We start from the raw sequence: 24,685 nt of genomic DNA on the forward strand, positions 1-24,685 counted from the left end.
TACCTTCTGTTTCACTCTGGTACCTTCTCTTTAACCATGGCACGCTAATGAATAAGTTGTTCAAAATAATCCGACAGCAAGCTGGCTTCAAATTGTCCGGCGACATAGAGCGGACGAATATCAAAACGTGCGAACAGTTGATCCAGCGCCTGCTTGCGCTGCTCAAACTGCTCGGCAAACTGGGCACGAATGGCCTGGCGGAAAAAAATGGTTTTTTGCAGGCCGGTTTCCGGGTCTTGTAAATTACCAAAGCCAAAGCGTGGCAAACGCTCATACTCTTGCGGGTCCCATAACACCACCGGAATCACCTGGTGGCTGGACATGCCATTAAGGCCACGCTCAATCAGGGCCAGTGGCAAGTGAAAGTCTGAAATCCAGAACACCAAGCCTTTTTGCTGGCCCAGCCAGCCGGTCGCTTCCACAATGCCCTGGCCATCCTTGCGTGAATTATGAAAGCGGGCCAGTTGGTCTATGGTGGCAAATGACTGGTGCGCATGATGTCCAGGAGCCAGACTTAGTTGCGGAATCACGGCGTGGTCATAACTCACCATGCCAAACAAATCGCTGTTTTCATGTGCCGAGCAAGCGATCGAAGCGGCGACGGCTTGCACAGTCGCCAGCTTGCTTACTTGCCCCTGAAACTGCATCGAGCTAGACATATCGCAGATCGCATACAAGGGCGTCGACGCTTCCTGCTTGAATACGCGCACCTGCACCTGCTCGTAGGGGTCACGCAAGGTTTGCCGTAAATCCAGCCGTCTGGCATCTGGGTAATCAACCAGGGAGACGTGCTTGCTGAACTCGTCACCAGGCCCACGCTGTATGCCTAAATGCTCACCAGCATGCACACTGGCAGAGCGCCATGGCACCTGGTAAAAAAACGGCTGCGCGTTGGCCGGAATCATGCTGCTTTGGCCCGTGCTGGCACGCTGACATTGGCCAGAATCTGGTTGGTGAGTTCACGTGAAAGCTGGGTACGGCGGCTCTCAAACATCGGGTTCAATACCAGGCGATGCGCGATAATCTCGTGGAATACCGCATGAATATCTTCCGGGTACAGACTGTCGCGTTGCATCAGCCAGGCATGTACACGCGCTGCTTTCAGCAACATGCCCATACCGCGCGGGCTGGCACCGGTATGAATCAAACGGTTCACATCCACACTATCGAGCTGGATGCCAAATGCCGCCGGAGACTGCGTCGCCTGCCACAAGTCCAGTGCGTAGTCTTCCAGCACATCGCTGGCGCGGATATGGCTCTGTAATACATCAGAAAATGTATTCAGCTGGTCATAGGCCAACACCCCGCCTTGCACTTGCTGGGTCAGGCGTTCGGCATGCTGGAACTTGACGTCAAACATCAGCGCCTTGCGCAAGTCGCGGTCTTCCGGAATCTCAATCGGGATTTCCATCATAAAACGGTCACGCGCCGCAGAAGGAATTTCAAAGGTTTCGTTCTTTTCAACCTGGTTGCGGTCAGCAAACACCAGCATGTGCGGCAAGCGGTATTCTTTTTTGAACGCATGTACATGGCGCTCGGCCATCACACGCAACATCAAGGCATGCACTTGTGGTCGTGCGCGGTTGATTTCGTTAAAGAAAAATACCGATAACTGTTCACCGGCACGCAATAACGGGCCCTCTTCAACTTTCGGACGGCCATCTTCCCCTAAAAAGGTGTGGTAAATCAGGTCATTCGGCATTAAATCCACTGTGCCCTCAATACGCTCATAGGCACCACCCAAACCGCGTGCAATGGATTGCAGCAAGGTGGTTTTACCCACGCCGACACCGCCTTCCAGCAGCACGTGGCCTCGGGCAAAGATGGCAATATTAATGGCGCGGATGGCTTTATCCTGGCCAACAACGACTTTTTTCACTTCATTTTCAAGCGTGAGCGCATGATCGCGCCATTCCGCCAATTGTGTTGCAATAGAGACAGATGTCATGATGATCCCTTGTTTACAAATTCAGCCAGCGCTATGATGGCAAAGTAGCCTCTGGAATAGAGTGTGTTGACAACCAGTTGCATTTTGCGTGTGACCGCGATAATATGCAGACAGGTCTGTTCACTTCTTTTCTAGTCTACTGCAGCCATCGAAAAAAAAGCAAGCGGATTTTTAGGGGTTATGGTGAATTTACTAACAATAGGGAATCAGACCAGGCAGCGATACGGGCGCACTTGCAAAGCCTATGCAACGCATGGGTTATGGGCACTCGGATTAAAGCAATGGGGCAGGCATGCGCCGTTTTACAGGCTACGTGATGCACTGACGAGCTGGAACCGGCAACGCCTGGCAGAAGGTGGTGCAACCAATGTACTGAATGTGCAGGATATTGCCACGATCCGCCAGATGGTAGACCAGGCACAGCAGCAATCGGTGGCGAGCTTGTCACCTACCCTGCTCGACCAATGGTTTTTCCTGGCAGTGGGGGCGATACAGGTGCAATCACAGACAGGCAGCCCGCAGGCCTGGCATTTATTTGACCAGTCTGTGCATAGCCAGTTAGCGCAGCCAGCGTTTCAGCGCTCGCTGTCGTTTGGCTTGTTAGTGAGTGCATGTGTGGTTTGGATGGCGTTCGCGCCACTCAAGCAAAAACAGCTAGAACCAGCGATGTCACCGTTGGAAACGGCCACCGATCAGTCACATGGCGGCACGGTAGATCCGGTGACACTGAGCTTGCTCAACCTGGCTTATCAGAAAATGCAAAATGGCAGCTGCCAACTGCCGCAGGCGGCGATGCTGCCAGACGCACAACGTCAGGCCTTCATCTTATTTGTGACTGAGGGCAAAGTGGATGTTGATCAGGTAGAACACTTGCGGCAAGCGCTTGGATATGTCAGTTGCCTGTATCCGCAAGAATTGATGCGGCCACAGGGGCGCGATCGTTTACCAAGAGAATAAGCGTAAAAGCACAAGCGAAAGATCGGGAACCCTGAAAATCGGGATAAAAGGATAAGTGATGAACATGCGAGAGAAAATACTGAATATAGCCAGCAGCCTGTTTGACAGCAGAGGGATACAGGCCTCCGGCGTCGATACCATCATACTGGAAGCAGGCGTGGCCAAAGCCACGTTGTATAAACACTTCCCCAGCAAGAACCAGCTGATTACCGCCTACTTGCGTGACAAGTCCGACAGGTTTTATAGCTGGCTGAATACGCAGCTTTCCTCTAAAAAGGCTGAGTCCTTAGAGTTGCTGTTATTGCTGTGCGAACTGATGGAGCAATGGATCAGCCAGCCGGAATTCCGTGGCCTGCCCTTTCATATTGCCGCGGTTGAATTTCCGGAAGCAGAGCACCCAATTAACCAGTACTCAGTGGTACTGTCTGCCGAATTACAAGGTTATTTGTGCAAAATTGCACGCCATGCCGGTGCCAAAGACCCTGAGGCACTTGGCCAGCAACTGACCATCCTGTTTGAAGGTGCAGCGCTGGTTGAGCGCCTGGCGCCTAATAGTGGTGCGGCATCGCGTGCCAAACTCGCCGCCATGACACTGGTTCGTAACGCGGTTTAATCTCCACGGCTGCTATCTGCAAACAGATGGCAGCCAACTCACTTTACTTGCCCCGTCGTGTACCCTTGTGCGACTAACTGCGTGGCCATCGCAGCCACGTTAAACAGCTCTGCCTGTGTTGCACCACCCACAGCCTGTACCACCATCCCTTGATGCACCGTCATCACCAGCTTGGCCAATATCACCGGGTCTGTCGTCGCCAATAAGTCCTGTTCGCTGACCGCGCGCGTGAAACGCTGCGCCAGTTGTTGCTCAAGTGTCTGGCGATACCCGCCTAATAATGCCTTGATTTCAGCCGATTCCGCACTGCACGCCAACGCACCTTGCGTCACCAGGCAGCCGACAGGATGCGACTGATCAGCGAGCATCTGTGCCGCCTGCGATAGCATTAACTGCACCACGGCTAACGCTGTCGGCTGCGCCAACGACGCAGCCAGAAAACTTGCAGGCCCTTGCACATAACGCTCAAGTGCTTTTTTAAATAAAGCCTCTTTGCTGCCATAAGCGGCGTAGATACTGGCCTTATTCATGCCCATCACCGCCATCAATGTGCTCATAGAAGTCCCTTCATAGCCATGTTGCCAAAAGGCATGCATGGCATTCTGCAAGGCGGTCTCGTAATCAAAGGCCACTGGCCTACCGCGTTTTTTCGCAAGTGTTTCTACAGTCATGATCATTTACCTGTGTGTATTTTTAATTATTATACCACTTGGTAAAAAATATATTGACAACTTTATCATCCGTGATTATTATTTATTTACCGATTGGTATTTAATATTTAACGCATCACTGACAAGGAGTTAAAACATGAGCACTTCACAACAACGTATTGCATTGATTACAGGCGGCAACCGCGGTATCGGCTTTGAAACTGCCAAAAAACTGGGAGAACAAGGGATTAAAGTCATCATCGGCGCCAGAGATCCCCACAAAGGTGAACAAGCCGTGGCTGAACTGAAAGCGCTGGGCGCAGATGCTGAATATGTGCACTATGACGCAACGCAGGCTAACGCATCACAAGCGGTCGCCACCGCGCTGGAGTCACGTTTCGGCAAACTGGATATTCTGGTCAATAACGCAGGCATTCTTAAAGAGGAGCTCATCGGCCAAAACAATACCCTGAGCGTGGATCAAGACACCTTGAAAACAACATTTGAAGCCAACTTCTTTGCTGTCGTGGCGCTAACCCAGGCATTATTGCCTTTGCTGCAACGCTCCCCTGCCGCGCGCATTGTTAACTTATCCAGCATTTTGGGCTCACAAACCTTGCACAGCACGCCCAATTCACCGATCGAAGTCGCCAAAGGCTTAGCTTATAACGCCTCTAAATCTGCATTGAATATGTTTACCATCCATCTGGCACACGCGTTAAAAGACAGTCATATCAAGGTGAACTCTGCGCATCCTGGCTGGGTGAAAACTGATCTGGGCGGCCCTAATGCACCGATGGAAATCAGCGATAGCTGGAAAACCTCGGTCAGACTGGCTACGCTGGATGAACAAGGCCCGACTGGCGGTTATTTCCACGAAGATCAGCCTTTGCCATGGTAAACAGCAGCAACAAGCGCGTGGCGTTGAAACGCAAACTGCTGTTTGCACTATTGATGTCACTGGTGACAGTGAATATTGTCAGCTTATCTATCTTGCTGATTAATCATGTGCCGACGGTAGTGTTTTTTGAGAAATGGCTCACTAGTATTAGCGTCGCCTGGCCGATTGTGTTTATCAGCATCCTGCTCATTGCACCGTGGTTATTGCGGCTGACGGAATGGATAGTGCAAGAGACCCCGTCACAGACATGATACCGGGCATGGGCAATAGTGCCCTGCCCTTTAAGCGGCGTTTCAATGTAACAGGTATTGATGACCGTTAGGCCTTGCAAAGCGAGTTGCAAGCCATTGGTCAGAGTGAGCCTAGAGGGCTCAGAGATTAGAACGGCTTGCGTGGCTCTAAGTGACGGAAAATAATACGGCCTTTATCCATGTCATAAGGCGACATTTCGATGGTGATTTTATCACCGGCCAGAATGCGAATTTTGTGTTTGCGCATTTTACCGCCTGTATAAGCGATCAACTCATGTCCATTGTCCAGCTTGACGCGGTAACGCGCGTCCGGCAGGATCTCAGTCACTGCACCTTGCATTTCGATTAACTCTTCTTTTGCCATTAAGCATCCTTTTAACAATAAAAAAGCCCGGGGACTCCGGGCTTTTTCCGGTGAGTCACTTGAGTAACTCAGCGGACAGGCTTTGAATTATTCAATGATTTGAATATTTGCAGCTTGTTTGCCTTTAGGGCCAGTTGCCACTTCAAAGCTTACGCGTTGGTTTTCTTTCAAAGTTTTGAAACCAGCAGATTGAATTGCAGAGAAATGTGCAAACAAATCTTCGCCGCCGTTGTCCGGAGTGATGAAGCCAAAACCTTTTGAATCGTTAAACCACTTAACAGAACCTGTTACCATAATAAATCCTTGGATAAAAAATAAAAAAACGGGTAAATACCCATAAAAACGAGGATCAAGATGGCGAGAAGTAACGATAGAACCAAAAGATAGAACCGGAGAACAACAACACTACTTGAACTTCGTGAGGGTGTACTATGCACGCAATATTGAATATTAGCAACAAGTATTTTACAAAAAAATAAGCAATCCAAGTGATCCGTTGCTGATAAGCGACAAAAACTGCGCCAAACAGCCATAGAACACTGTATTTACCATGCATCCGGCATCTCTTTGACCAGATAATCCATAAAGGCCCGCACTTTATTGGTCATGGCGTGCTGATCACGGTAACAGGCATAAAATGACAAAGGCATGCTGGCAGATTGAAACAATGCGACTAAAGTACCTCGCCGAATATCCTCATTTGCCACAAAAGCCGCCAGGCGCGCGATGCCTGCGCCTTCAACAGCCAGGCGATGTAGAGAGTCGATATCGTTACAAATAATGCTAGGATTGATTTCAGGTTCGTAGTGCATGCCATTGCGATCAAATACCCAGCTCAGCAGCCGCCCATCAACCGGCACTCGAAACATCAGGCAATCGTGCTGGAATAGCGCCTCTGGACTGCTCGGCGTGCCTTTTCTTTGCAGATAGTCTGGCGAGGCACAAAATAGTACAGGCACACTGGCAATCTTGCGTGCAACCAGGCCTGGTTCCAGCTGTTGGTTGAAGCGTATGCTGATATCAATATCCTCTGTGACATGATCTAGGCTATGGTCAGACAGCACTAACTCAATCGAGACTTTAGGAAAATGCCGGGTAAAGGCCGGAATAAGCGGCATTAGTACATGCCGGCCAAAGGCCACAGATGAACCTATCTTTAAGCGGCCTTGTGGTTGGCCATGAAACTCGGTGATCACAGCTTGCGCCCTGCTGAGGGCAGCGATGATAGGCTGTACTTCGGCATAGTAAAGTTCACCACTTTCCGTCATCGACAGCTTGCGTGTAGTGCGTGTCAGCAAGCGCGCGCCCAATGATTTTTCCAGCCGCTGGATATTCTGGCTGGCTGCGGCAGCCGTGATGCCTTGTAAGCGCGCGCCAGCGGCAATACTGCCTGCCTGTACGGCTTTCACAAAACTCTCGATGCTTCTTAAAGTATCCATTTACTATCGACTCAATAAATTTATTCGATAGTTTATCTTTATATTGATTCAATATCCAAGCGTCTACACAAGCGTGAACAGTGTCGATATAGTGCAAAAACACCTATGGAGCACATAATGAACCTAAGCAAAAACACTTTCCGCAAGATTCCCAAAAAATTCACGCCTTATGTGTTTGCATTCTTCATGGCGGGCATCATGGCCTTTTTAATGTGCATGGTGATCGTTGCCGCGAATAGTGGCATACAGACTGGCTATCTATGGCGTGTGGTGCACGCCTATGCGCTGGCGATGCCGATAGCATTCTTTTGCGTATTAATCGTCAGGCCTGTTGTAATGCACCTGGTTGCCCGATTAGTAGAGTCACATTAATCCTCAAGCCAGTTAAACAAAGGAGTCCATCCAGAAAACAAAAACGGATGCCATGGCATCCGTTTTTCATTCATGCAGAACTTCAAAACACTAGCGAATACAAGGCTACCAGCAAATACCCTATGCCAGCCCCGGCAAGCACATCACTCGGATAATGCAGGCCTAACACCACACGCGAGATACCGACCAACACGACAAACGGATAAACAATCGGGAACAATTGCGGATAATGCTGTACCGCCACCATGCCAAAAGCCACTGCATGTAAGGTATGCCCGGACGGAAAACTGAAATAATCCAGCGGCGTGCCGCTTAACAACACATCTTGACGCACCTGAAATGGCCTTGGGCGACTAGTGCGATGTTTGAGCCATTTATAGACCAAGGTGCCGGTGAGACCTGCGGTAAGCATATGTAAGCAGGCATAATAACCGTCCTGACCTTGCGTGATAGCAATCACCAGCATGAGTAAATACCAGAACATGCCATCGCCCATACGTGAAATGGCACGGAACGAGTTGCGGATAAGACGGTACTGTCCGGTATGGCTGACTTTGACACACAACCGGCTGTCTACCGACTGCACCCATCCCAGGGTTTGTTGTAGTTTCAGCATCTCAAGTCCTTTCCGGGGCTCACCCCGACTATGCTTCTTGGGTAAGCATAGTCTGACTATGATGCTTGAAACTATCGTGAAGAATTAATGAAATTAATGTGACGTGCGATTACTTCCACAGCACGCGGTAGATAAATCCCGGGAAGGACAGCACCAGGAATACACATAAAGTAATGCTGTAAAACTCCCAGCCTTGTGGCCAGACCTGGCCCATGACAAAGCGTTCGACCAGGTAGGCAATCACCAGCGTGATGAAGTAAGCAGGCAGCAACACGGCAAAGCGCTGCCACAATTGGCTAATCGTCCCGACCAGGCCCAGCCATTTATCTGAGACCCAGCCCAGATTGGCCATAAACAACATCAGTAATAAGAAAATAAGTTTTGCGGCCATGATTATTGCAGACTGATTAACAAGCTATGACCACAGACACCCAGCAGGACTTCCGGGAACAAACCCAAGCCTAGTAAAGCCAGTGAATGCACACTGAGGATAAAACGCATATCAAGCGGTGCGCTCAGTGGCGTGTGGTCTTCAGGCGCATCAAAGTACATTTTGCGCACAATGTTGAGGTAATAGAACGCACCGATGGTGGCCATCAACACGGCCAGCACCACTTGCCAGGTAAACCCAGCCTGCCAGGCCGCTTGCAGCACGGTAAACTTGGCGTAGAAACCAATAGTAGGTGGAATACCCGCCATGCTGAACATAATGATCAGCATGAGGAAAGCAAACCAGGGATGACGCTGATTCAAGCCTTTGAGGTCATTGATTTCCTCAGCCTCAAAACCCTGGCGGCTCAACAGCAAGATAATGCCAAAGCCCGCGATAGACATCAGCACATAAGCGCTGATGTAGAAAAAGCTGGAAGCAAAGCCATTGGCATTCGCACTCATCATGCCGAACATGATGAAACCCACATGCGAGATGGTGGAATACGCCAGCATGCGTTTGAGGTTGGTTTGCACAATGGCGCTGAAGTTACCAATGATGATAGACAGCACTGCCATCAATACCAGCATGTCCTGCCAGTCTAATGCCAGTGGGTGCAAGCCTTGCACCAGCAAACGCACCGTCATGGCATAGGCCGCCAGTTTAGGCACCGAGCCAATCAGTAAGGTCATTGGCGTTGGTGAACCTTGATAGACATCTGGCACCCACATCTGGAATGGCACCGCACCAAATTTAAAGGCTAGCCCTGCCACCACAAACACCAGCCCCAGGATCAGTACCGGGCTTTTTGGTTGCTGCGCAATACTATTCGCGATGTCACTGACGTCCAGGCTGCCAGTCATGCCATATAGCATGCTCATGCCATACAGCAGCATGCCGGAAGCCAGCGCACCCAATACAAAATACTTCATGGCTGCTTCTGACGCTCTAGGATTATCGCGGTCAAACGCCACCAGTGAATACAGGCACAGTGACAGTAGCTCCAGGCCAATGTAAATGGTCAACATGTTATGGCCGGAGACCATAATCATCATGCCTAGCAAGCCAAACAGAACCATGGCATAAAACTCGCCACGATACAGGTTGCGGTCTTGCAGGTATTTACGCGTATACACCAGGATCAACGAAGTGCCGAGATACATCATCAACTTAATCACATCGGACAAAGTATCGTCGATAAACATGTGCGAAAAGGCAAAGCCAACTGCAGGCGTATGGGTTTTAAAAGTAAAAAACGCTGCAGCTAACAGGGTGAACTGGCTCAGGCCATAAATCATGAAACGATTTTGTGGCAGGATGAATAAATCCAGCAACAAAATAAACATGGCCATGCCCATGACAACCAGTTCCGGCAATAGGGCGAGCAAATCGAATTGCATATTATCCATTTTCTAAAATCCTGCCTTAATAGCCTGTGACGGGCAATTTGGAAATCGCCATGTGTTTCAGGAACTCTGTACTGGTGGCCTGCATCACCTCAGTGATCGGCTGCGGATAGACACCAAAACCAATCACCAGCAACGCCAAAGTACCTAAAATCAGGAATTCTCGCTTATTCAAGTCACTCAGTTCAGCAACATGATGATTTGTCACGTTGCCAAAGAACACGCGCTTGGTCATCCACAAGGTATAAGCCGCGCCAAAGATCAGCGTGGTCGCCGCCAAAAAGCCAACCCAGAAGTTAAACTTGACCGCGGCCAGAATCACCATAAATTCGCCGACGAAGCCCGAAGTGCCTGGCAGGCCACTATTGGCCATGGCAAACAGCACGGCAAATGCAGCAAATACCGGCATTTTATTCACCACGCCACCATAGGCCGAAATTTCGCGGCTATGCACGCGGTCATACAACACACCTACGCTGAGGAACATGGCGGAGGAAATAAAACCGTGCGAGATCATCTGCACCACTGCGCCCTCAAGCCCTAACTGGCTGAACATAAAGAAGCACAGCGTGACAAAGCCCATGTGTGAGATTGATGAATAGGCAATCAGCTTCTTCATGTCTTTTTGTACCAGGGCGACCAGCGCAATATAGACCACTGCGATCAGTGACAGCACAATCATGGCGGTACTGAAATAATGCGCAGCATCCGGTGCAATCGGCATGGCAAACCGCAGGAAGCTATAGCCACCGAGTTTCAAGGCAATCGCAGCCAGTACCACAGAACCACCGGTCGGTGCCTCCACGTGCGCATCCGGCAACCAGGTATGCACCGGCCACATGGGGATTTTGACGGCAAATGCCATAAAGAAGGCAATAAAGATATAAATCTGCGCTTGCATGCTCAACGGCAACAGATAGTAGTCGGCCAGCTCAAAGCTACCGGTTTGATGATAGAGGTAGATAAAAGCCACCAGCATCAGTAATGAGCCGAGCAAGGTATACAGGAAAAACTTAATCGTTGCGTACACACGATTTGGCCCGCCCCAGATGCCAATGACCAGGAACATCGGGATCAGCATCGCTTCCCAGAACACGTAATACAAAATAGCATCGAGTGATGTAAACACGCCTATCATGATGCCGCTCATGATGAGGAAAGCCGCCATATACTGGGCAATATGCTTGGTAATCACCTCCCAGCCCGCCAGCACCACAATCACAGTCGTAAAACTGGTCAGCAACACCAGTGGCATGGAGAAGCCATCAATACCCAGATGGTAATGCATATTAAATGCAGGCACCCAGGGTAATAACTCTTCAAACTGGAAGAAGCCATCCTGCACATCAAACAAGGTGTACAGTGGCAGCGTCACCAGAAAGCTGACCAGGCTACCAGCCAATGCCAGCCATCGTGTCAGGGTAGCCTTATGGTCACCCCCCAGCAGCAATACCAGCACGCCGGAGAGCATCGGTAGCCAGATGGCCAGACTTAACCAGGAAATACTTGTGAGGTCGGCTTGCATCATTAGTTTATTTTGATAAAGAAAGTCATGAGAAGGAATACGCCGATAATCATGGCAAAGGCGTAGTGATAGATTAAACCGGACTGCAGGTTACGCATTTTGGCTGCGATTTTACCCATGGTGTTGGCGGTACCATTGACCATGGCGCCATCAATCAGCGTGATGTCGCCATATTTCCACAACAGGCTACCCAGGTAGCGCGAACCACCGGCAAAGAACTTCTCGTTAAAGCTGTCAAAGCCGTATTTGTTTTCCAGAATATCGTAGATCACGATAAAACGCGCTTTGATGGCTGCCGGGATATCCGGGCGCTTCATATAGAAGAACCATGACAACAATACGCCGGAGGCCGCCAGGAAAAATGGCAAACTGGTAAACCCGTGAATCGCCATGCCCGCCGGGCTATGCATCAACTCATGGTAGTGATGCGCCAGATGCGCCATGGCCGGATGTGCTTCAGGATTGACAAAAATGACGTTTTTGAAGAAATCACCATACAACATAGGTTCTAAGGCGATATAACCAATCACCAACGATGGAATCGCCAGCAATACCAATGGCAGAGTCACCACCCAGCCTGGTTCATGCGGGTTGTCATTCGGGCCCAGGCCATGATGATGCTCTTCTTCATCGTGTGCGTGGTCATCATCGTGATGCGCGTCGTCATGGTGTGCATCTGCATGTCCATCGCTATGGGCTGCATGTGCATGGTCATCATGCTTGGCATGGCGCCATTTTTCTTCACCGTGGAATACCAGGAAATACAGACGGAATGAATAGAAAGCCGTCACAAACACGCCGACAATCACGGCAAAGTAAGCAAAGCCACTGCCTGGGATATGCGACAACTCCACCGCTTCGATAATGCTGTCCTTGGAGTAGAAACCAGCGAAGAATGGCGTGCCGATCAAGGCCAGTGAGCCGATCAATGAGGTAATCCAGGTAATCGGCAGGTATTTTTTCAGGTTACCCATATTGCGGATATCCTGATCGTGGTGCATGCCCATAATCACTGAACCGGCACCGAGGAATAACAGCGCTTTAAAAAAGGCATGTGTCATCAGGTGGAAAATGGCAACAGAATAAGCAGACGCGCCCAATGCAACCGTCATATATCCCAGCTGCGACAAGGTGGAGTAAGCGACCACACGTTTGATATCGTTCTGGATAATGCCAAGGAAACCCATAAACAAGGCGGTAATCGCACCGATCACCATCACCGTCGACAAGGCAGTCGTCGACAACTCATACAGTGGTGACATACGCGCCACCATAAAAATACCGGCAGTCACCATGGTCGCCGCATGAATCAACGCAGAAATTGGTGTTGGACCTTCCATGGAGTCTGGCAACCACACATGCAGCGGCACTTGTGCTGATTTACCCATCGCGCCAACAAACAGTAACAGGCAAGTGACTGTCATTAATGACCAGTTGCAGCTACCCAGCAAATTCACCTGGGTATTCGCCAGTTCTGGTGCATGCTGGAACACAGTGGCGTAATCCAGGCTGCCAAAGTAGTACAGCACCATGCCGATACCCAGCAAAAAGCCAAAGTCCCCTACTCTGTTGACCAGGAACGCCTTCAGGTTGGCGTAAATCGCCGTTGGGCGCGTAAACCAGAAACCAATCAGCAAGTAAGATACCAGGCCTACCGCTTCCCAGCCAAAGAACAACTGCATAAAGTTGTTGCTCATGACCAGCATCAGCATGGAGAAAGTAAACAGTGAAATATAGCTGAAGAAGCGGCTATAGCCTGGATCTTCCGCCATATAACCAATGGTATAGATATGCACCATGAGCGAGACAAATGTCACAACTACCATCATCATGGCGCTCAGGTTGTCGATGAGGAAGCCGACTTCAAAATGCACGTCACCAGAATCGAGCCAGGTATAAATCGCTTCATTCAAGGTAAAGCCATTTAAGGTCTGGTTAAAAATATAGGCAGACAGAACGAACGCAGCACCTACACCAGCAATGGTCAGTACATGACCAGCCCAGCGCGGCAGGAAGTTGCGGAAAATGCCGACGACAGCGGCTGCCAATAATGGCAACACCGGGATCAACATCAGGATTTGTTTGATAGTCATTATGCTTAACCTTTTAACTGATCCAGATCGTCGACGTTGATGGTGCGCAAGTTACGGAACAACACCACCAGAATCGCCAGGCCAATGGCAGACTCTGCGGCGGCCACGGTCAGGATAAAGAACACAAATACCTGGCCAGCGATATCGTTCAGGTAGTGTGAAAAGGCGATAAAGTTCAGGTTGACGGCCAACAGCATCAACTCGATGGCCATCAGCAAAATAATCACGTTTTTGCGGTTGAGGAAAATACCAATCACACTGATCGCAAACATCAGCGCCCCCAGAATCAGGTAATGAGACAAACCGACCATGATTACTTTTTCTCCTCTGCCGCGGGTACTGGCGCTTCTTCTACTTCGGCAGGCATAGACACAATGCGAATACGATCGCTGCGCTTCACTTTTACCTGGTCTGCCGGGTTCATGGATTTATTGTCTTTACGTTCACGCAAGGTCAGTACAATGGCCGCGATCATCGCCACCAGCAACACCACGGCAGCCAACTCAAACGGCAACAGATAGTCGGTATACAGCACTTTACCCAAGGCCGCGGTATTACTGTAATTGGCTGGCAGTTCAACGGCCTCGCTAGGATGCAGGTTTTTCTCTGCCAGCACCATCGTCATCTCGACCACCATGAGTACACCGATCAGACCCGCCATGGGCAGGTACTCCCAGAAACCCTCACGCAATTTATCGAGGTTTATATCCAGCATCATCACCACAAACAGGAACAGCACCATCACCGCCCCGACGTAGACCAGAATCAGCGCAATCGCCAGAAACTCAGCTTCAAGCAACAGCCAGATACCCGCGGCAGTAAAAAAGGCCAATACCAGGAACAGCGCTGCATGTACCGGGTTACGCGTGGTGATCACGCGGATGCCGGAAAACAGCAAAATAGCTGACAGTACGTAAAAAACAATATCGGTAAATAACATGATTATCCTGTCTCGCCTATCGATAGACCTTGTCCTGGGCGCGGTCTTCTGCAATTTGCGCCTCATACTTGTCGCCGACTTCCAGCAACATTTGTTTGGTATAGATCAGGTCACCACGCTGCTCGCCGTGGTAATCAAAAATACGGGTTTCCACAATACTGTCTACCGGGCAGGATTCTTCACAAAAACCGCAGAAAATACACTTGGTCAGGTCGATATCGTAACGCGTGGTACGGCGGGTGCCGTCATCACGCTGATCTGACTCAATCGTGATAGCCATCGCCGGGCAAACGGCTTCACACAATTTACAGGCAATGCATCGCTCTTCGCCGTTCGGGTAGCGGCGCAAGGCATGCAAGCCACGGAAACGGTTAGATTGTGGCGTCCGTTCTTCCGGATACTGAATCGTGATTTTCTTGGCAAAGAAATAGCGTCCAGTCAGGGCCATGCCTTTCAGCATTTCCACCAACATCAAACTGCCTAATGTATTTTTAATCGAATTCAACATGGTAAGGTTTCCAAAATCCCTGTTTGTGCAGCGCCCGGTTTAGTGGAACAAATAAGCCCATTGCGTTTGCATCATCGCCCCAACCACAACAATCCAGACCAGCGTGATGGGAATAAATACTTTCCAGCCCAAACGCATGATCTGGTCATAGCGATAGCGCGGAAAGGTGGCGCGGAACCATAAAAACAGGAACAGCAGGAAAGCAACTTTCGCCAGCAACCACAAAATGCTGTCTGGCAGGAAAGGGACCGGCGACAACCAGCCACCAAGGAACATCAGCGCAGCCAGCATGGAAACCAGCATCATGTTGGCGTATTCAGCCAGGAAGAAGACGGCAAACGCCATGCCGGAATACTCGACATGGAAACCAGCCACAATCTCGGATTCACCTTCGGCCACGTCAAATGGTGCGCGGTTGGTTTCGGCCACGGCACTAATGAAATACACGACAAACAGTGGGAACAACGGCAGGAAATACCAGTGCCAGAAACCGCCCTCCTGGCCCATCACGATATTACCCAGGTTCAAAGAGTTGGCACACATGAGTACGCCCACCAGGGTAAAGCCCATGGCGATTTCGTAAGACACGATCTGTGCTGCTGAACGCAACGCACCCAAAAAAGCATACTTGGAGTTGGATGCCCAACCGGCAATGATCACGCCATACACCGCGACCGAGGTCATAGCCAGAATATACAACAAACCAGCATCCACATTCGCCAATACCAGGGTCGCATCAAACGGAATCACCGCCCAGGCAGCAAACGCTGGCGCAATCGCCAATACCGGCCCGATAAAGAACAATGCCTTGTTAGAAGCCGTAGGCAGGATGATTTCTTTAAACAACAGCTTAAGACCATCCGCCAAAGGCTGCAGCAGGCCCCAATACCCAACGCGGTTAGGGCCAATGCGCACTTGCATATAGCCAATCACCTTACGCTCGGCCAAGGTCAGGTAAGCCACACCGATCATCAGCGGCAGCACAATGGCCACGATTTTAATCAGCGTCCACACCACCAGTTGCACGTCTGCCCAGTAGGATCCAAATAATTCAGCAAAGAATTGCATGTTATGCCATCTCGGTCAGTTGTTTTTCGTAAATCGCCACTTGATCGGCCGACGCTTTTTCAATGGTGATATCGCCCATCAGGTCTCCCAGGCCCGCCGTCAACGGATGCGCCGCAGCAACACGCACGCAGCCCTTGGCCACATGGTTATCCACACGTACTTTAAGCACAGCACTGCCTTTATCCTGACGCGCAACCACAATATCGCCATCCTGCAAGCCCAAGTCGGCCAATTGCTCGGCACGCATGCGCGCCATGGGGCGAATGTTGTATTTGGTTTTTTGCAACGGGGCTGAACGACGCACAATCGGGTCAAACTCGTATTGCGGCACTTCGCCAATGCGTTGCAAACCTTCTTTTTTGATATTGACCTGAATTTCTACCAACTCTTTCAAGTTGTTGTTCAGACTACGCCATACCACTGCAGACGGTTTTTCACCATTAAAGATGGCATTTTTCACGTCTTCTGAACTATTGAAATCAAAGCCCGGCAGCCCTAATGTATTGGCCAGCACGCGCAGCACTTTCCAGCCTGGACGCGCTTCGCCCAGTGGTCGGGTCACCGCCTGGAAGCTTTGTACACGGCCTTCCATACTCATAAATGTGCCTGAGGTTTCGGTAAATGGCGCAATCGGCAACAGGATATCTGCGTTATCAAGTGCCGCAGACTTATACGCAGTCAATGCAATCACACACTCCGCTTTAGCCATGGCATCGCTGGCCAAGGCCGCATGCTGACAATCCAGCTCAGGTTCGATATTCAGCAGCAGATAAGCCTTGCGTGGCACCTCAATCATGGCGCGCGCATGCATGCCCGTGGCTGAAGGCATCACGCCCATCAGGTGCATACCGGTACTGTTGGCAGCTGGCGGCAAAATACCACCTTTAGCGCCTGTGATACCACCGATGGCCTCGGCCATACTATACATTTCGGTAAAACGGGGATCACTCAAGGCCATATTGCCGAGGAAAATACCGACTTTAGGCGCGATCAGGATCAGCTCTTCACTGATACCAGCCAGGCATTCGGCAATTTTTTGTGTGTTTGGACGAACCTGGATTTCTTCCAGCAATGTATTCAGAGTCGGTGGCAAGCACAGTGACAGCTTTTGCAAGCCGGACATGGCTTTCAGAATCTGGCCCAGCACATTCACCATATCGTTAGGACGCACAATGACCTTGTGTGCGATATCCATCAATGGATCATTATCCAGTGGGCTGACGATACATAACTCGGCACCGTTAGCGACTGCCTTGCGAATACGCTGTGCCAGCAATGGATGCTCATTGCGCAGATTGGAACCGATCAGCAGGATACGGTCAAGCTCTTCGATTTCCTGAATATTGCAGCCCATCCATGGTGTACCGGTACGTTTACCATCCAGACGGAAGTCCGTCTGGCGCAGACGGTAATCCACATTACCGCTACCCAGACCTTCGGCCAGTTGCTTGATCAGGTAACCCTCTTCCATGGTGCTGTTTGGTGAAACCAACACACCCAGTGCCTCACCACCATACTCCTTGGTGATATCTTTGAGTTGCCCTGCGGCAAACTCCAGTGCGGTTTTCCAGTCAGTTTCTTGCCACTGGCCGTTGTGCTTGATCATCGGCACTTTGAGGCGGTCAGGACTGTTCAGGCCTTCGTAAGAGAAACGGTCGCGGTCAGATAACCAGCATTCGTTAATCGACTCTTTTTCACGCGGCAATACACGCATGACTTTATTGTCTTTAACATGCACTTCAATATGCGAGCCCAGGCCATCATGCGGCGCAATAGAAGGCCTGCGTACCAGCTCCCAGCTACGGGCAGAGTAGCGGAACGGCTTGCTGGTCAACGCACCAACCGGGCACAAATCAATAATATTACCGCTCAGTTCGGAGTTGACGGATTGATCTACATAGGCAGTAATTTCAGCGTGCTCGCCACGGTTGACCAGACCCAGCTCCTGCATGCCGCCAACTTCCTTGAGGAAGCGCACGCAGCGTGTACACTGGATACAACGCGTCATATCGGTACTGACTAGAGGGCCGATATTTTTATTGAACACCACACGCTTTTCTTCGGTATAACGAGAGCCGGAGGCGCCGTAAGCCACGGCAATATCCTGTAAATCACACTCACCGCCCTGATCGCAAATCGGGCAATCCAGCGGGTGGTTAATCAACAAAAATTCCATCACGCTTTGCTGGGCTTCTACCGCAGATTTACTACGGGTATAGATCTTCATGCCATCAGCCACTGGCGTCGCACAGGCAGGCAAAGGCTTGTTGAATTTCTCTACCTGCACCAGGCACATACGACAGTTGGCGGCCACCGACAGCTTTTTGTGGTAACAAAAACGCGGGATCGCGATACCTACCGCGTCCGCAGCATCAATAATGGTGCTGCCGTGTTCGACTTCTAGTGGTTTGCCGTCAATTTCGATGTTTAGCATGTGATTACCGTTAAGCTTGATAGCGTTTATTTACCATCGACCATGGACTTGCCATGCTGGATGTAATATTCAAATTCAGGGCGGAAATGTTTGATAAAGCTCAACACGGGTGTCGCCGCAGCATCGCCCAACGCACAAATGGTCCGGCCGGAAATGTTGTTGCTTAAATCCGTCAGCAGATCGAGATCTTCCATTTTGCCTTTGCCGTCGACGATGCGCTCAATAATGCGATACACCCAGCCGGTGCCTTCGCGGCACGGCGTACATTGACCGCAGCTTTCTTCATAAAAGAAGTAGCTCAGGCGTTTAAGCGTTTTCACCATACACGTGGTTTCGTCCATGACGATCATGGAACCCGCACCCAGGCTGGAACCCGCTTTGCTCAGACCGTCATAATCCATAGTGGCATTTTCAATAGCACTCGCTGGCATGACGGCGGTAGATGGGCCACCTGGAATCACGGCCTTTAACTGACGGCCTTTCCAGATACCACCCGCCATATCGAGCAAGTCTTTAAAAGGCGTGCCCATTTTGATTTCATAGTTGCCAGGTTTTTCAACATGACCAGATACCGAAAATAATTTGCTACCACCAGAGTTAGGCACACCCAGGTCAGAAAATGCCTGGCCACCATGCTGCATAATCCAGGGGATAGACGCGTAGCTTTCGGTGTTATTGACGTTGGTTGGTTTGCCAAACACGCCATAACTGGCCGGGAATGGCGGTTTAAAGCGTGGCTGGCCTTTTTTGCCTTCGATCGACTCAATCAGTGCCGTTTCTTCACCGCAGATATAAGCGCCATAGCCATGCACCGCATATAGATCAAAGCTAAACTCGGAACCAAACAGGTTTTCACCCAGATAACCGGCCTCACGCGCCTCTGCCAGCGCCGCTTCAAAAATCTCGTAGTCTTGCCAGATTTCACCGTGAATGTAGTTATAACCGACGCGTGCACCCAGGGTATAGGCGGCAATGGCCATGCCTTCAATCAGTTGGTGCGGGTTATAGCGGATAATATCGCGGTCTTTAAACGTACCCGGCTCGCCTTCATCGGTGTTACACACCAGATACTTAGTGCCATCGTAATAACGTGGCATAAAGCTCCACTTGAGGCCGGTTGGGAAACCAGCACCACCGCGGCCACGTAAGTTAGACACTTTGACCTGGCTGATAATGTCAGGCGCTTTTACTTTCTCGGCCACCAGGCGTTTGAGCTGCACATAACCGCCCAATTTCTCATAGGTCGCCAGTGAGGAAGGATTATCTTCTGCCAGCGTCCGCAGGGTGACCAGGGTCTGCCCGGCCAAATCCGTCTTGACCACAGGTTTACTATTCAATGTCGCGTTTGAAGTTTTTGCCATGTTCAGCGCCCTAGCCCTTATTTAACTCGTTAATGAGGGCATCCACTTTTTCAGTGGTCAAAAATTCGTGCATATCGCTGTTATTCACATGCAATAACGGCGCACCGCCACAACAGCCCATGCACTCGCCCTCTTTCAGGCAGAACTTGCCGTCAGGCGTCACTTCGTTAAAACCAACACCGAGCTTGTGTTGCAAATGCTCCACAATCTCGTCCGAGCCTCGCAGCATGCAAGAAATATTGGTACAGATCGTAATCTTGTGCTGACCCACCGGCGCCAGATCGTACATATTGTAGAAAGTCGCGACTTCCAGCGCAGCGATTTCCGGGATACGCAAATACTTGGCAACCTCGGAAATACTTTCCTTGGATAACCAGCCACGTTCCATTTGGACAATCCTCAAGGCCGACATCACTGCCGCCTGACGCCTGTCTTTTGGATATTTCGACAGTTCGTATTCAATCTTTTCAATTGATTCTGCACTGAGCATGCTTGACCCTTACTATCTTTCCGATCCGTGCTATCACGTCGTTCCGGTTATCTGTCAATTTCACCGAACACAATATCTTGTGTACCAATAATTGCGACCAAGTCAGCAATCATATGACCTCGCGTCATCTCATCCAGCGCGGCCAGATGTGGAAAGCCCGGCGCCCGAATTTTCAAACGATAAGGCTTATTGGCGCCATCAGACACCATATAAATCCCAAACTCACCTTTAGGATGCTCTACCGCTGCATATGCTTCACCGGCAGGCACATGAAAGCCTTCGGTAAACAACTTGAAGTGGTGAATCAAGTCTTCCATATTGGTTTTCATGCCCTCGCGGTTAGGCGGTGCAATCTTGTTGTCATCCGTGATGACCGCGCCCGGATTTTTGCGCAACCAGTCGATACACTGTTTGATGATGCGGTTGGACTGGCGCATCTCTTCCACGCGCACCAGGTAACGGTCATAACAGTCACCGTTCACACCAATCGGGATATCGAAATCCATTTTGTCGTAGACTTCATACGGCTGCTTTTTGCGCAAATCCCAGGCAATGCCAGAGCCACGCAACATGGCGCCAGTTAAGCCCAACGCCAGCGCACGTTCTGGCGTCACCACGCCGATGCCCACGGTACGCTGCTTCCAGATACGGTTATCAGTCAACAGGGTTTCATACTCATCGACATAAGTAGGAAAGCGCTTGGTAAAGTCTTCGATGAAGTCCAGCATGGAACCCTGGCGGTTCTCATTGAGTTTTTTGATTTCGTCGGCACTGCGGAATTTGGTGGTTTCGTGTTGCGGCATTTTTTCCGGCAGGTCACGATAAACACCGCCTGGACGGTAATACGCCGCATGCATGCGCGCGCCAGATACCGCCTCATAGACGTCGAACAAGTCTTCACGCTCGCGGAATGCGTACAAAAACACCGTCATGGCGCCGACGTCCAGCGCATGCGCACCCAACCACAGCAGGTGATTGAGGATACGCGTGATTTCGTCGAACATGACACGGATATATTGCGCACGTACCGGCACATCAATACCCAGCATTTTTTCAATCGCCATCACATAAGCATGCTCATTGGCCATCATGGACACATAGTCCAAGCGGTCCATATAAGGCACACTTTGCAGATAAGTGCGGTTTTCAGCCAGTTTTTCCGTGCCGCGATGCAGCAAGCCAATATGCGGATCGGCACGTTGAATGACTTCACCGTCGAGCTCCAGCACCAGACGCAATACCCCGTGTGCCGCAGGGTGCTGCGGACCGAAGTTCATCGTATAGTTTTTAATCTCAGCCATGGTGCGCACCTTCGTCACGAATCACGCGCGGCACATTGTTACGCTGTTCTATAGACACTGGCTGATAAATCACGCGCTGTTGCACCGGGTCATAACGCATTTCAACATTACCAATCATAGGGAAATCTTTGCGGAAAGGATGACCAACAAACCCGTAATCCGTCAGCAAGCGACGTAAATCAGGGTGGTTCTCAAACATAATGCCGTAGAGGTCAAACGCTTCGCGCTCAAACCAGTTAGCTACCGGCCAGATATCCACCAAGGTCGGAAATACCGGAAAATCATCATCGGCAGCAAAGGCACGGATACGCACACGCTGATTCAAGCTCACAGAAAGCAAATGCAGCACCACGGCATAGCGCTGACCTTCCCAACGGCCATCACCGTAATCAGAATAATCCACGCCACATAAGTCAATCAGCTGTTCAAATTTAAGCTCGGCATGTGTTTTCAATCGTTCAGTCACAGCCAGCAGGTGCTTCACATGGACTTCCACTGTGACTTCACCCAGCTTTTGCTCCAGCCTGACCACACCATCACCCAAGGCCAACTTGAGCTGCGCGGACAAATGTTCGAGTTTTGCGGACATAGTTTAATTTCTTGGGCTTAAGTATTCTGGATAATCGGTCAGTATCAGGTTCTGGCGATGGTGTTGGTGCGTCTGATTTTCTTTTGCAACTGGATAATGCCGTATAACAAGGCTTCAGCTGTAGGCGGGCAACCAGGCACATAAACATCCACGGGCACGATGCGGTCACAGCCCCGCACCACCGCATAAGAATAATGATAATAGCCACCACCATTGGCACAGCTGCCCATGGAGATTACCCAGCGCGGCTCAGCCATCTGATCGTAAACCTTGCGCAAGGCAGGTGCCATTTTGTTCACCAGCGTACCGGCGACAATCATCACGTCAGACTGGCGTGGACTCGGACGGAACACAATGCCAAAGCGGTCCAGATCGTAACGCGAAGCACCGGCATGCATCATTTCCACTGCACAACAGGCCAGACCAAACGTCATCGGCCATAAAGAGCCCGTGCGAGTGTAGTTAATCACCGTGTCTAGCGTGGTAGTGACAAACCCTTTTTCCAATACGCCTTCAATGCTCATTTTGCATTAATCCCATTCAAGGGCGCCCTTCATCCATTCAAAGATGAAGCCGACCACCAATACAAACAAAAAGACCATCATTGCCCAGAAGCCGGCAGACCCAATTTCCTGAATCACCACCGCCCACGGGAAAAGAAATGCAATTTCGAGATCAAACAGAATAAACAGAATGGCGACCAGATAATAACGTACATCGAACTTCATACGCGCATCTTCAAACGCCTCAAAGCCGCACTCATAAGGGGAGTTTTTTTCCGCATCAGGTTTGTGCGGAGAGAGAATTTTACCTGCTATCAGCGGCCCCAAGCCTACGCCCAGGCCGACCAGGATAAACATCAGAATTGGGAAATAGTTTTCTAACACTGATTTGCCTTAATCGATCATGTTAACAAGTGATTTCAATGCATCATGCCCAACAGCACATTGAAATACTCCCAAATAACCAATTCCCATCCAGCCACGTCGCAAAACAACATGGGACTGGTGCCGTCGGCGAGACTCGAACTCGCACGACTTTCGTCACTACCCCCTCAAGATAGCGTGTCTACCAATTCCACCACGACGGCTAAGTATTAATTAGGAATATCTTTGGGTGTATTTTCAACCGGTTTAACTGCTTCAGCAGCCTCACCTTTGGCCGGAGCCTGTTGTGTCAACGCAGATTTAACCACGCTGCCAGAACTTGCTTTATGACTGGACATAAATGCCAGCGTCAAGCTAGTTGCAAAAAACACTGTAATAAAAATCGATGTCAGCTTGCTGAGCAAGTTAGAAGAGCCGGACACCCCGAACAAACTGCCGGAGGCACCACTTCCAAAGGCGGCACCCATATCGGCGCCCTTGCCATGCTGTAATAAGACCAAGCCAATCACGGCAGCGGCTGCCAGCACATGAATGACGAGAATGACATTTTCCATATTTCTTTAATCCATAATTAAATAACGATTAAGCTTTTGGCATCTTCGCTATCTAGATGACGCTATTTTCAGGAACGGCCTGACATATTTTTATAAATTGCTCAACATCTAGAGAGCAACGGCCAACCAGCGCGCCATCTATTTCCTTCTGATTTAATAATTGTACCGCATTTTGCGGGTTTACGCTGCCCCCGTAGAGGATTTTTAAGCTATCCGCCGCGGTTTTATCTGCGGCTGCGACGGTGTCACGAATAAACTGGTGCATGGCCACGGCTTGCTCAGCAGAGGCCGCCAGGCCGGTGCCGATAGCCCAGATTGGCTCATAAGACACGATAGTGTGCGCAAACGCCTCACCGCCAAACAACCGGATAATGGTTTCAAGCTGCTTGCCAACCACACGCTCCATCACGCCAGCTTCACGCTCCAGCAAAGTTTCACCAACACACAAGATCGGGATTAAGCCATGGCGCTTGGCCATCATGAATTTTTCGGCAATATTTTCATCCGACTCGCAATAGGCAGTACTACGCTCGGAGTGGCCGATAATGACATGGTGTGCACCAAAGTCACGCAGCATCTCCGCGCTCACTTCGCCGGTATAAGCGCCCTCTTCATACTTGGCAATATTTTGCGCCCCCCAGGCGACGGCGGTGCCGGCCAGCACAGATTGCACTTGCGCCAGATAAGGGTAAGGCACGCACACCACCACATCGGTTTGCGGTAAGGATTGCAAGCCTTGCAAATAGCCATCAAGCAGCGCCTGGTTGCGGACCAGGCTGCCATGCATTTTCCAATTGGCAACAACAAGTTTGCGTGGAGATAAGGGGGTGATATCAGAGCGGGACATGCAGAAATTAACTCACAATGTGCGGAGCGTTAGCTCGGTTGAATTCGCGTTGCGCGAATTTTACGCCCGCATACAGTGAGCGGCAAGCACAACAGGGCATATTGCAACGAATCAGCAGCATTCGTGAACATACCCCTTGCG

The 24,685-nt window shown here is 50.4% G+C and carries 29 protein-coding genes and 1 tRNA gene; 5 read left to right on the top strand and 25 right to left on the bottom strand.

Annotated features, from left to right (window positions below; all coding sequences use genetic code 11):
- Positions 1-44: 44 nt before the first annotated feature.
- Together GQ52_RS00305 and GQ52_RS00310 are read right to left on the bottom strand one after the other, a co-directional pair.
- A complete protein-coding gene (locus GQ52_RS00305) occupies positions 45-905 on the bottom strand; it encodes a DUF58 domain-containing protein (RefSeq protein WP_047514086.1) in 861 nt (286 codons plus the stop codon).
- The gene (locus GQ52_RS00310; RefSeq protein ID WP_047514089.1) at positions 902-1,948 is read right to left on the bottom strand and encodes a MoxR family ATPase; all 1,047 of its coding nucleotides are present in this window, start codon (positions 1,946-1,948) and stop codon (positions 902-904) included. The genes GQ52_RS00305 and GQ52_RS00310 overlap by 4 nt, the downstream gene beginning before the upstream one ends.
- Positions 1,949-2,128: 180 nt before the next feature.
- Between GQ52_RS00310 and GQ52_RS00315 the strand changes: the two genes are divergently transcribed.
- On the top strand, positions 2,129-2,905 hold the full coding sequence (locus GQ52_RS00315) for a hypothetical protein (RefSeq protein ID WP_047514092.1): 777 nt from the start codon (positions 2,129-2,131) through the stop codon (positions 2,903-2,905).
- Positions 2,906-2,963: 58 nt separating this feature from the next.
- Complete coding sequence (locus GQ52_RS00320) at positions 2,964-3,518, top strand: TetR/AcrR family transcriptional regulator (protein ID WP_019881836.1); 555 nt, start codon at positions 2,964-2,966, stop codon at positions 3,516-3,518.
- Positions 3,519-3,556: 38 nt separating this feature from the next.
- Here GQ52_RS00320 and GQ52_RS00325 read toward each other — a convergent pair whose 3' ends face one another.
- Complete coding sequence (locus tag GQ52_RS00325) at positions 3,557-4,189, bottom strand: TetR/AcrR family transcriptional regulator (RefSeq protein ID WP_019881835.1); 633 nt, start codon at positions 4,187-4,189, stop codon at positions 3,557-3,559.
- A gap of 136 nt (positions 4,190-4,325) precedes the next feature.
- Here GQ52_RS00325 and GQ52_RS00330 point away from each other — a divergent pair, with 136 nt between their 5' ends.
- A complete protein-coding gene (locus tag GQ52_RS00330) occupies positions 4,326-5,069 on the top strand; it encodes an SDR family oxidoreductase (RefSeq protein ID WP_024929783.1) in 744 nt (247 codons plus the stop codon).
- Positions 5,063-5,320: a DUF2798 domain-containing protein gene (locus tag GQ52_RS00335; RefSeq protein WP_047514097.1), complete on the top strand. Its 258-nt coding sequence runs from the start codon at positions 5,063-5,065 to the stop codon at positions 5,318-5,320. The genes GQ52_RS00330 and GQ52_RS00335 overlap by 7 nt, the downstream gene beginning before the upstream one ends.
- A gap of 127 nt (positions 5,321-5,447) precedes the next feature.
- Here GQ52_RS00335 and infA read toward each other — a convergent pair whose 3' ends face one another.
- From infA to GQ52_RS00350, 3 genes are all read right to left on the bottom strand, one after another.
- Positions 5,448-5,684, bottom strand: coding sequence for a translation initiation factor IF-1 (gene infA, locus GQ52_RS00340; protein ID WP_018985695.1), 237 nt, complete (start codon positions 5,682-5,684; stop codon positions 5,448-5,450).
- A gap of 87 nt (positions 5,685-5,771) precedes the next feature.
- A complete protein-coding gene (locus GQ52_RS00345) occupies positions 5,772-5,978 on the bottom strand; it encodes a cold-shock protein (protein WP_018985697.1) in 207 nt (68 codons plus the stop codon).
- Between the two features lie 251 nt (positions 5,979-6,229).
- The gene (locus GQ52_RS00350; RefSeq protein WP_047514104.1) at positions 6,230-7,123 is read right to left on the bottom strand and encodes a LysR family transcriptional regulator; all 894 of its coding nucleotides are present in this window, start codon (positions 7,121-7,123) and stop codon (positions 6,230-6,232) included.
- 117 nt (positions 7,124-7,240) lie between these two features.
- Here GQ52_RS00350 and GQ52_RS00355 point away from each other — a divergent pair, with 117 nt between their 5' ends.
- Complete coding sequence (locus tag GQ52_RS00355) at positions 7,241-7,495, top strand: DUF2798 domain-containing protein (protein ID WP_047514106.1); 255 nt, start codon at positions 7,241-7,243, stop codon at positions 7,493-7,495.
- An 82-nt stretch (positions 7,496-7,577) separates the two neighbouring features.
- Here the strand turns inward: GQ52_RS00355 and GQ52_RS00360 are convergent, their stop codons facing one another.
- The 19 genes from GQ52_RS00360 to tpiA form a co-directional block, all read right to left on the bottom strand.
- Positions 7,578-8,111, bottom strand: a complete 534-nt coding sequence (locus GQ52_RS00360) for a phosphatase PAP2 family protein (RefSeq protein WP_019881829.1) — start codon at positions 8,109-8,111, stop codon at positions 7,578-7,580.
- A gap of 109 nt (positions 8,112-8,220) precedes the next feature.
- Positions 8,221-8,502, bottom strand: a complete 282-nt coding sequence (locus tag GQ52_RS00365; RefSeq protein WP_019881827.1) for a DUF2818 family protein — start codon at positions 8,500-8,502, stop codon at positions 8,221-8,223.
- A gap of 2 nt (positions 8,503-8,504) precedes the next feature.
- Positions 8,505-9,950, bottom strand: a complete 1,446-nt coding sequence (nuoN, locus tag GQ52_RS00370) for an NADH-quinone oxidoreductase subunit NuoN (protein WP_019881826.1) — start codon at positions 9,948-9,950, stop codon at positions 8,505-8,507.
- A 16-nt stretch (positions 9,951-9,966) separates the two neighbouring features.
- Positions 9,967-11,475, bottom strand: coding sequence for an NADH-quinone oxidoreductase subunit M (locus GQ52_RS00375; protein WP_047514109.1), 1,509 nt, complete (start codon positions 11,473-11,475; stop codon positions 9,967-9,969).
- Entirely contained in the window at positions 11,475-13,565 is a 2,091-nt protein-coding gene (nuoL, locus tag GQ52_RS00380; protein ID WP_047514112.1) for an NADH-quinone oxidoreductase subunit L, read from the bottom strand. The genes GQ52_RS00375 and nuoL overlap by 1 nt, the downstream gene beginning before the upstream one ends.
- A 5-nt stretch (positions 13,566-13,570) precedes the next feature.
- A complete protein-coding gene (gene nuoK, locus GQ52_RS00385) occupies positions 13,571-13,876 on the bottom strand; it encodes an NADH-quinone oxidoreductase subunit NuoK (RefSeq protein ID WP_019881823.1) in 306 nt (101 codons plus the stop codon).
- Positions 13,877-13,878: 2 nt separating this feature from the next.
- On the bottom strand, positions 13,879-14,505 hold the full coding sequence (locus GQ52_RS00390; RefSeq protein ID WP_047514115.1) for an NADH-quinone oxidoreductase subunit J: 627 nt from the start codon (positions 14,503-14,505) through the stop codon (positions 13,879-13,881).
- A gap of 16 nt (positions 14,506-14,521) precedes the next feature.
- Positions 14,522-15,013, bottom strand: a complete 492-nt coding sequence (gene nuoI, locus GQ52_RS00395) for an NADH-quinone oxidoreductase subunit NuoI (protein WP_019881820.1) — start codon at positions 15,011-15,013, stop codon at positions 14,522-14,524.
- Between the two features lie 39 nt (positions 15,014-15,052).
- The gene (nuoH, locus tag GQ52_RS00400; protein WP_019881819.1) at positions 15,053-16,081 is read right to left on the bottom strand and encodes an NADH-quinone oxidoreductase subunit NuoH; all 1,029 of its coding nucleotides are present in this window, start codon (positions 16,079-16,081) and stop codon (positions 15,053-15,055) included.
- A 1-nt stretch (position 16,082) separates the two neighbouring features.
- The gene (nuoG, locus tag GQ52_RS00405) at positions 16,083-18,515 is read right to left on the bottom strand and encodes an NADH-quinone oxidoreductase subunit NuoG (RefSeq protein ID WP_047514118.1); all 2,433 of its coding nucleotides are present in this window, start codon (positions 18,513-18,515) and stop codon (positions 16,083-16,085) included.
- 26 nt (positions 18,516-18,541) lie between these two features.
- On the bottom strand, positions 18,542-19,876 hold the full coding sequence (gene nuoF, locus GQ52_RS00410; RefSeq protein WP_047514122.1) for an NADH-quinone oxidoreductase subunit NuoF: 1,335 nt from the start codon (positions 19,874-19,876) through the stop codon (positions 18,542-18,544).
- 10 nt (positions 19,877-19,886) lie between these two features.
- Positions 19,887-20,366: an NADH-quinone oxidoreductase subunit NuoE gene (gene nuoE / locus GQ52_RS00415; protein ID WP_024929772.1), complete on the bottom strand. Its 480-nt coding sequence runs from the start codon at positions 20,364-20,366 to the stop codon at positions 19,887-19,889.
- 47 nt (positions 20,367-20,413) lie between these two features.
- The gene (locus tag GQ52_RS00420) at positions 20,414-21,667 is read right to left on the bottom strand and encodes an NADH-quinone oxidoreductase subunit D (protein WP_019881814.1); all 1,254 of its coding nucleotides are present in this window, start codon (positions 21,665-21,667) and stop codon (positions 20,414-20,416) included.
- Positions 21,660-22,256 carry an NADH-quinone oxidoreductase subunit C gene (locus tag GQ52_RS00425; protein ID WP_047514124.1) on the bottom strand — a complete coding sequence of 199 codons (597 nt, stop codon included), beginning with the start codon at positions 22,254-22,256 and terminating at the stop codon, positions 21,660-21,662. The genes GQ52_RS00420 and GQ52_RS00425 overlap by 8 nt, the downstream gene beginning before the upstream one ends.
- Before the next feature lie 44 nt (positions 22,257-22,300).
- Complete coding sequence (locus GQ52_RS14060) at positions 22,301-22,780, bottom strand: NADH-quinone oxidoreductase subunit B family protein (protein WP_019881812.1); 480 nt, start codon at positions 22,778-22,780, stop codon at positions 22,301-22,303.
- Between the two features lie 6 nt (positions 22,781-22,786).
- Positions 22,787-23,116 carry an NADH-quinone oxidoreductase subunit A gene (locus GQ52_RS14065; protein ID WP_019881811.1) on the bottom strand — a complete coding sequence of 110 codons (330 nt, stop codon included), beginning with the start codon at positions 23,114-23,116 and terminating at the stop codon, positions 22,787-22,789.
- Positions 23,117-23,261: 145 nt separating this feature from the next.
- Positions 23,262-23,346 (bottom strand) — tRNA-Leu (locus GQ52_RS00440).
- Positions 23,347-23,352: 6 nt separating this feature from the next.
- Positions 23,353-23,697 carry a preprotein translocase subunit SecG gene (gene secG / locus GQ52_RS00445; protein ID WP_019881810.1) on the bottom strand — a complete coding sequence of 115 codons (345 nt, stop codon included), beginning with the start codon at positions 23,695-23,697 and terminating at the stop codon, positions 23,353-23,355.
- Between the two features lie 52 nt (positions 23,698-23,749).
- Positions 23,750-24,544 carry a triose-phosphate isomerase gene (gene tpiA / locus GQ52_RS00450; protein WP_052178987.1) on the bottom strand — a complete coding sequence of 265 codons (795 nt, stop codon included), beginning with the start codon at positions 24,542-24,544 and terminating at the stop codon, positions 23,750-23,752.
- Between the last annotated feature and the right edge of the window lie 141 nt (positions 24,545-24,685).

This window comes from Methylophilus sp. Q8 (genome assembly GCF_000800115.1).
Classification (GTDB): domain Bacteria; phylum Pseudomonadota; class Gammaproteobacteria; order Burkholderiales; family Methylophilaceae; genus Methylophilus.

Coding starts and splice junctions, on each gene's coding strand:
- GQ52_RS00420 (WP_019881814.1), bottom strand. CDS start 21,667: ATGGCTGAGATTAAAAACTATACGATGAACTTCGGTCCGCAGCACCCT.
- GQ52_RS00335 (WP_047514097.1), top strand. CDS start 5,063: ATGGTAAACAGCAGCAACAAGCGCGTGGCGTTGAAACGCAAACTGCTG.
- GQ52_RS00425 (WP_047514124.1), bottom strand. CDS start 22,256: ATGTCCGCAAAACTCGAACATTTGTCCGCGCAGCTCAAGTTGGCCTTG.
- GQ52_RS00355 (WP_047514106.1), top strand. CDS start 7,241: ATGAACCTAAGCAAAAACACTTTCCGCAAGATTCCCAAAAAATTCACG.
- tpiA (WP_052178987.1), bottom strand. CDS start 24,544: ATGTCCCGCTCTGATATCACCCCCTTATCTCCACGCAAACTTGTTGTT.
- GQ52_RS00315 (WP_047514092.1), top strand. CDS start 2,129: ATGGTGAATTTACTAACAATAGGGAATCAGACCAGGCAGCGATACGGG.
- GQ52_RS14065 (WP_019881811.1), bottom strand. CDS start 23,116: ATGTTTATCCTGGTCGGCCTGGGCGTAGGCTTGGGGCCGCTGATAGCA.
- GQ52_RS00375 (WP_047514109.1), bottom strand. CDS start 11,475: ATGATGCAAGCCGACCTCACAAGTATTTCCTGGTTAAGTCTGGCCATC.
- nuoL (WP_047514112.1), bottom strand. CDS start 13,565: ATGACTATCAAACAAATCCTGATGTTGATCCCGGTGTTGCCATTATTG.
- GQ52_RS00325 (WP_019881835.1), bottom strand. CDS start 4,189: ATGACTGTAGAAACACTTGCGAAAAAACGCGGTAGGCCAGTGGCCTTT.
- GQ52_RS00390 (WP_047514115.1), bottom strand. CDS start 14,505: ATGTTATTTACCGATATTGTTTTTTACGTACTGTCAGCTATTTTGCTG.
- nuoF (WP_047514122.1), bottom strand. CDS start 19,876: ATGGCAAAAACTTCAAACGCGACATTGAATAGTAAACCTGTGGTCAAG.
- GQ52_RS00305 (WP_047514086.1), bottom strand. CDS start 905: ATGATTCCGGCCAACGCGCAGCCGTTTTTTTACCAGGTGCCATGGCGC.
- nuoG (WP_047514118.1), bottom strand. CDS start 18,515: ATGCTAAACATCGAAATTGACGGCAAACCACTAGAAGTCGAACACGGC.
- GQ52_RS00360 (WP_019881829.1), bottom strand. CDS start 8,111: ATGCTGAAACTACAACAAACCCTGGGATGGGTGCAGTCGGTAGACAGC.
- GQ52_RS00350 (WP_047514104.1), bottom strand. CDS start 7,123: ATGGATACTTTAAGAAGCATCGAGAGTTTTGTGAAAGCCGTACAGGCA.
- GQ52_RS00310 (WP_047514089.1), bottom strand. CDS start 1,948: ATGACATCTGTCTCTATTGCAACACAATTGGCGGAATGGCGCGATCAT.
- secG (WP_019881810.1), bottom strand. CDS start 23,697: ATGGAAAATGTCATTCTCGTCATTCATGTGCTGGCAGCCGCTGCCGTG.
- GQ52_RS00345 (WP_018985697.1), bottom strand. CDS start 5,978: ATGGTAACAGGTTCTGTTAAGTGGTTTAACGATTCAAAAGGTTTTGGC.
- GQ52_RS00365 (WP_019881827.1), bottom strand. CDS start 8,502: ATGGCCGCAAAACTTATTTTCTTATTACTGATGTTGTTTATGGCCAAT.
- nuoI (WP_019881820.1), bottom strand. CDS start 15,013: ATGTTGAATTCGATTAAAAATACATTAGGCAGTTTGATGTTGGTGGAA.
- nuoK (WP_019881823.1), bottom strand. CDS start 13,876: ATGGTCGGTTTGTCTCATTACCTGATTCTGGGGGCGCTGATGTTTGCG.
- nuoE (WP_024929772.1), bottom strand. CDS start 20,366: ATGCTCAGTGCAGAATCAATTGAAAAGATTGAATACGAACTGTCGAAA.
- nuoN (WP_019881826.1), bottom strand. CDS start 9,950: ATGGATAATATGCAATTCGATTTGCTCGCCCTATTGCCGGAACTGGTT.
- GQ52_RS00320 (WP_019881836.1), top strand. CDS start 2,964: ATGAACATGCGAGAGAAAATACTGAATATAGCCAGCAGCCTGTTTGAC.
- infA (WP_018985695.1), bottom strand. CDS start 5,684: ATGGCAAAAGAAGAGTTAATCGAAATGCAAGGTGCAGTGACTGAGATC.
- nuoH (WP_019881819.1), bottom strand. CDS start 16,081: ATGCAATTCTTTGCTGAATTATTTGGATCCTACTGGGCAGACGTGCAA.
- GQ52_RS14060 (WP_019881812.1), bottom strand. CDS start 22,780: ATGAGCATTGAAGGCGTATTGGAAAAAGGGTTTGTCACTACCACGCTA.
- GQ52_RS00330 (WP_024929783.1), top strand. CDS start 4,326: ATGAGCACTTCACAACAACGTATTGCATTGATTACAGGCGGCAACCGC.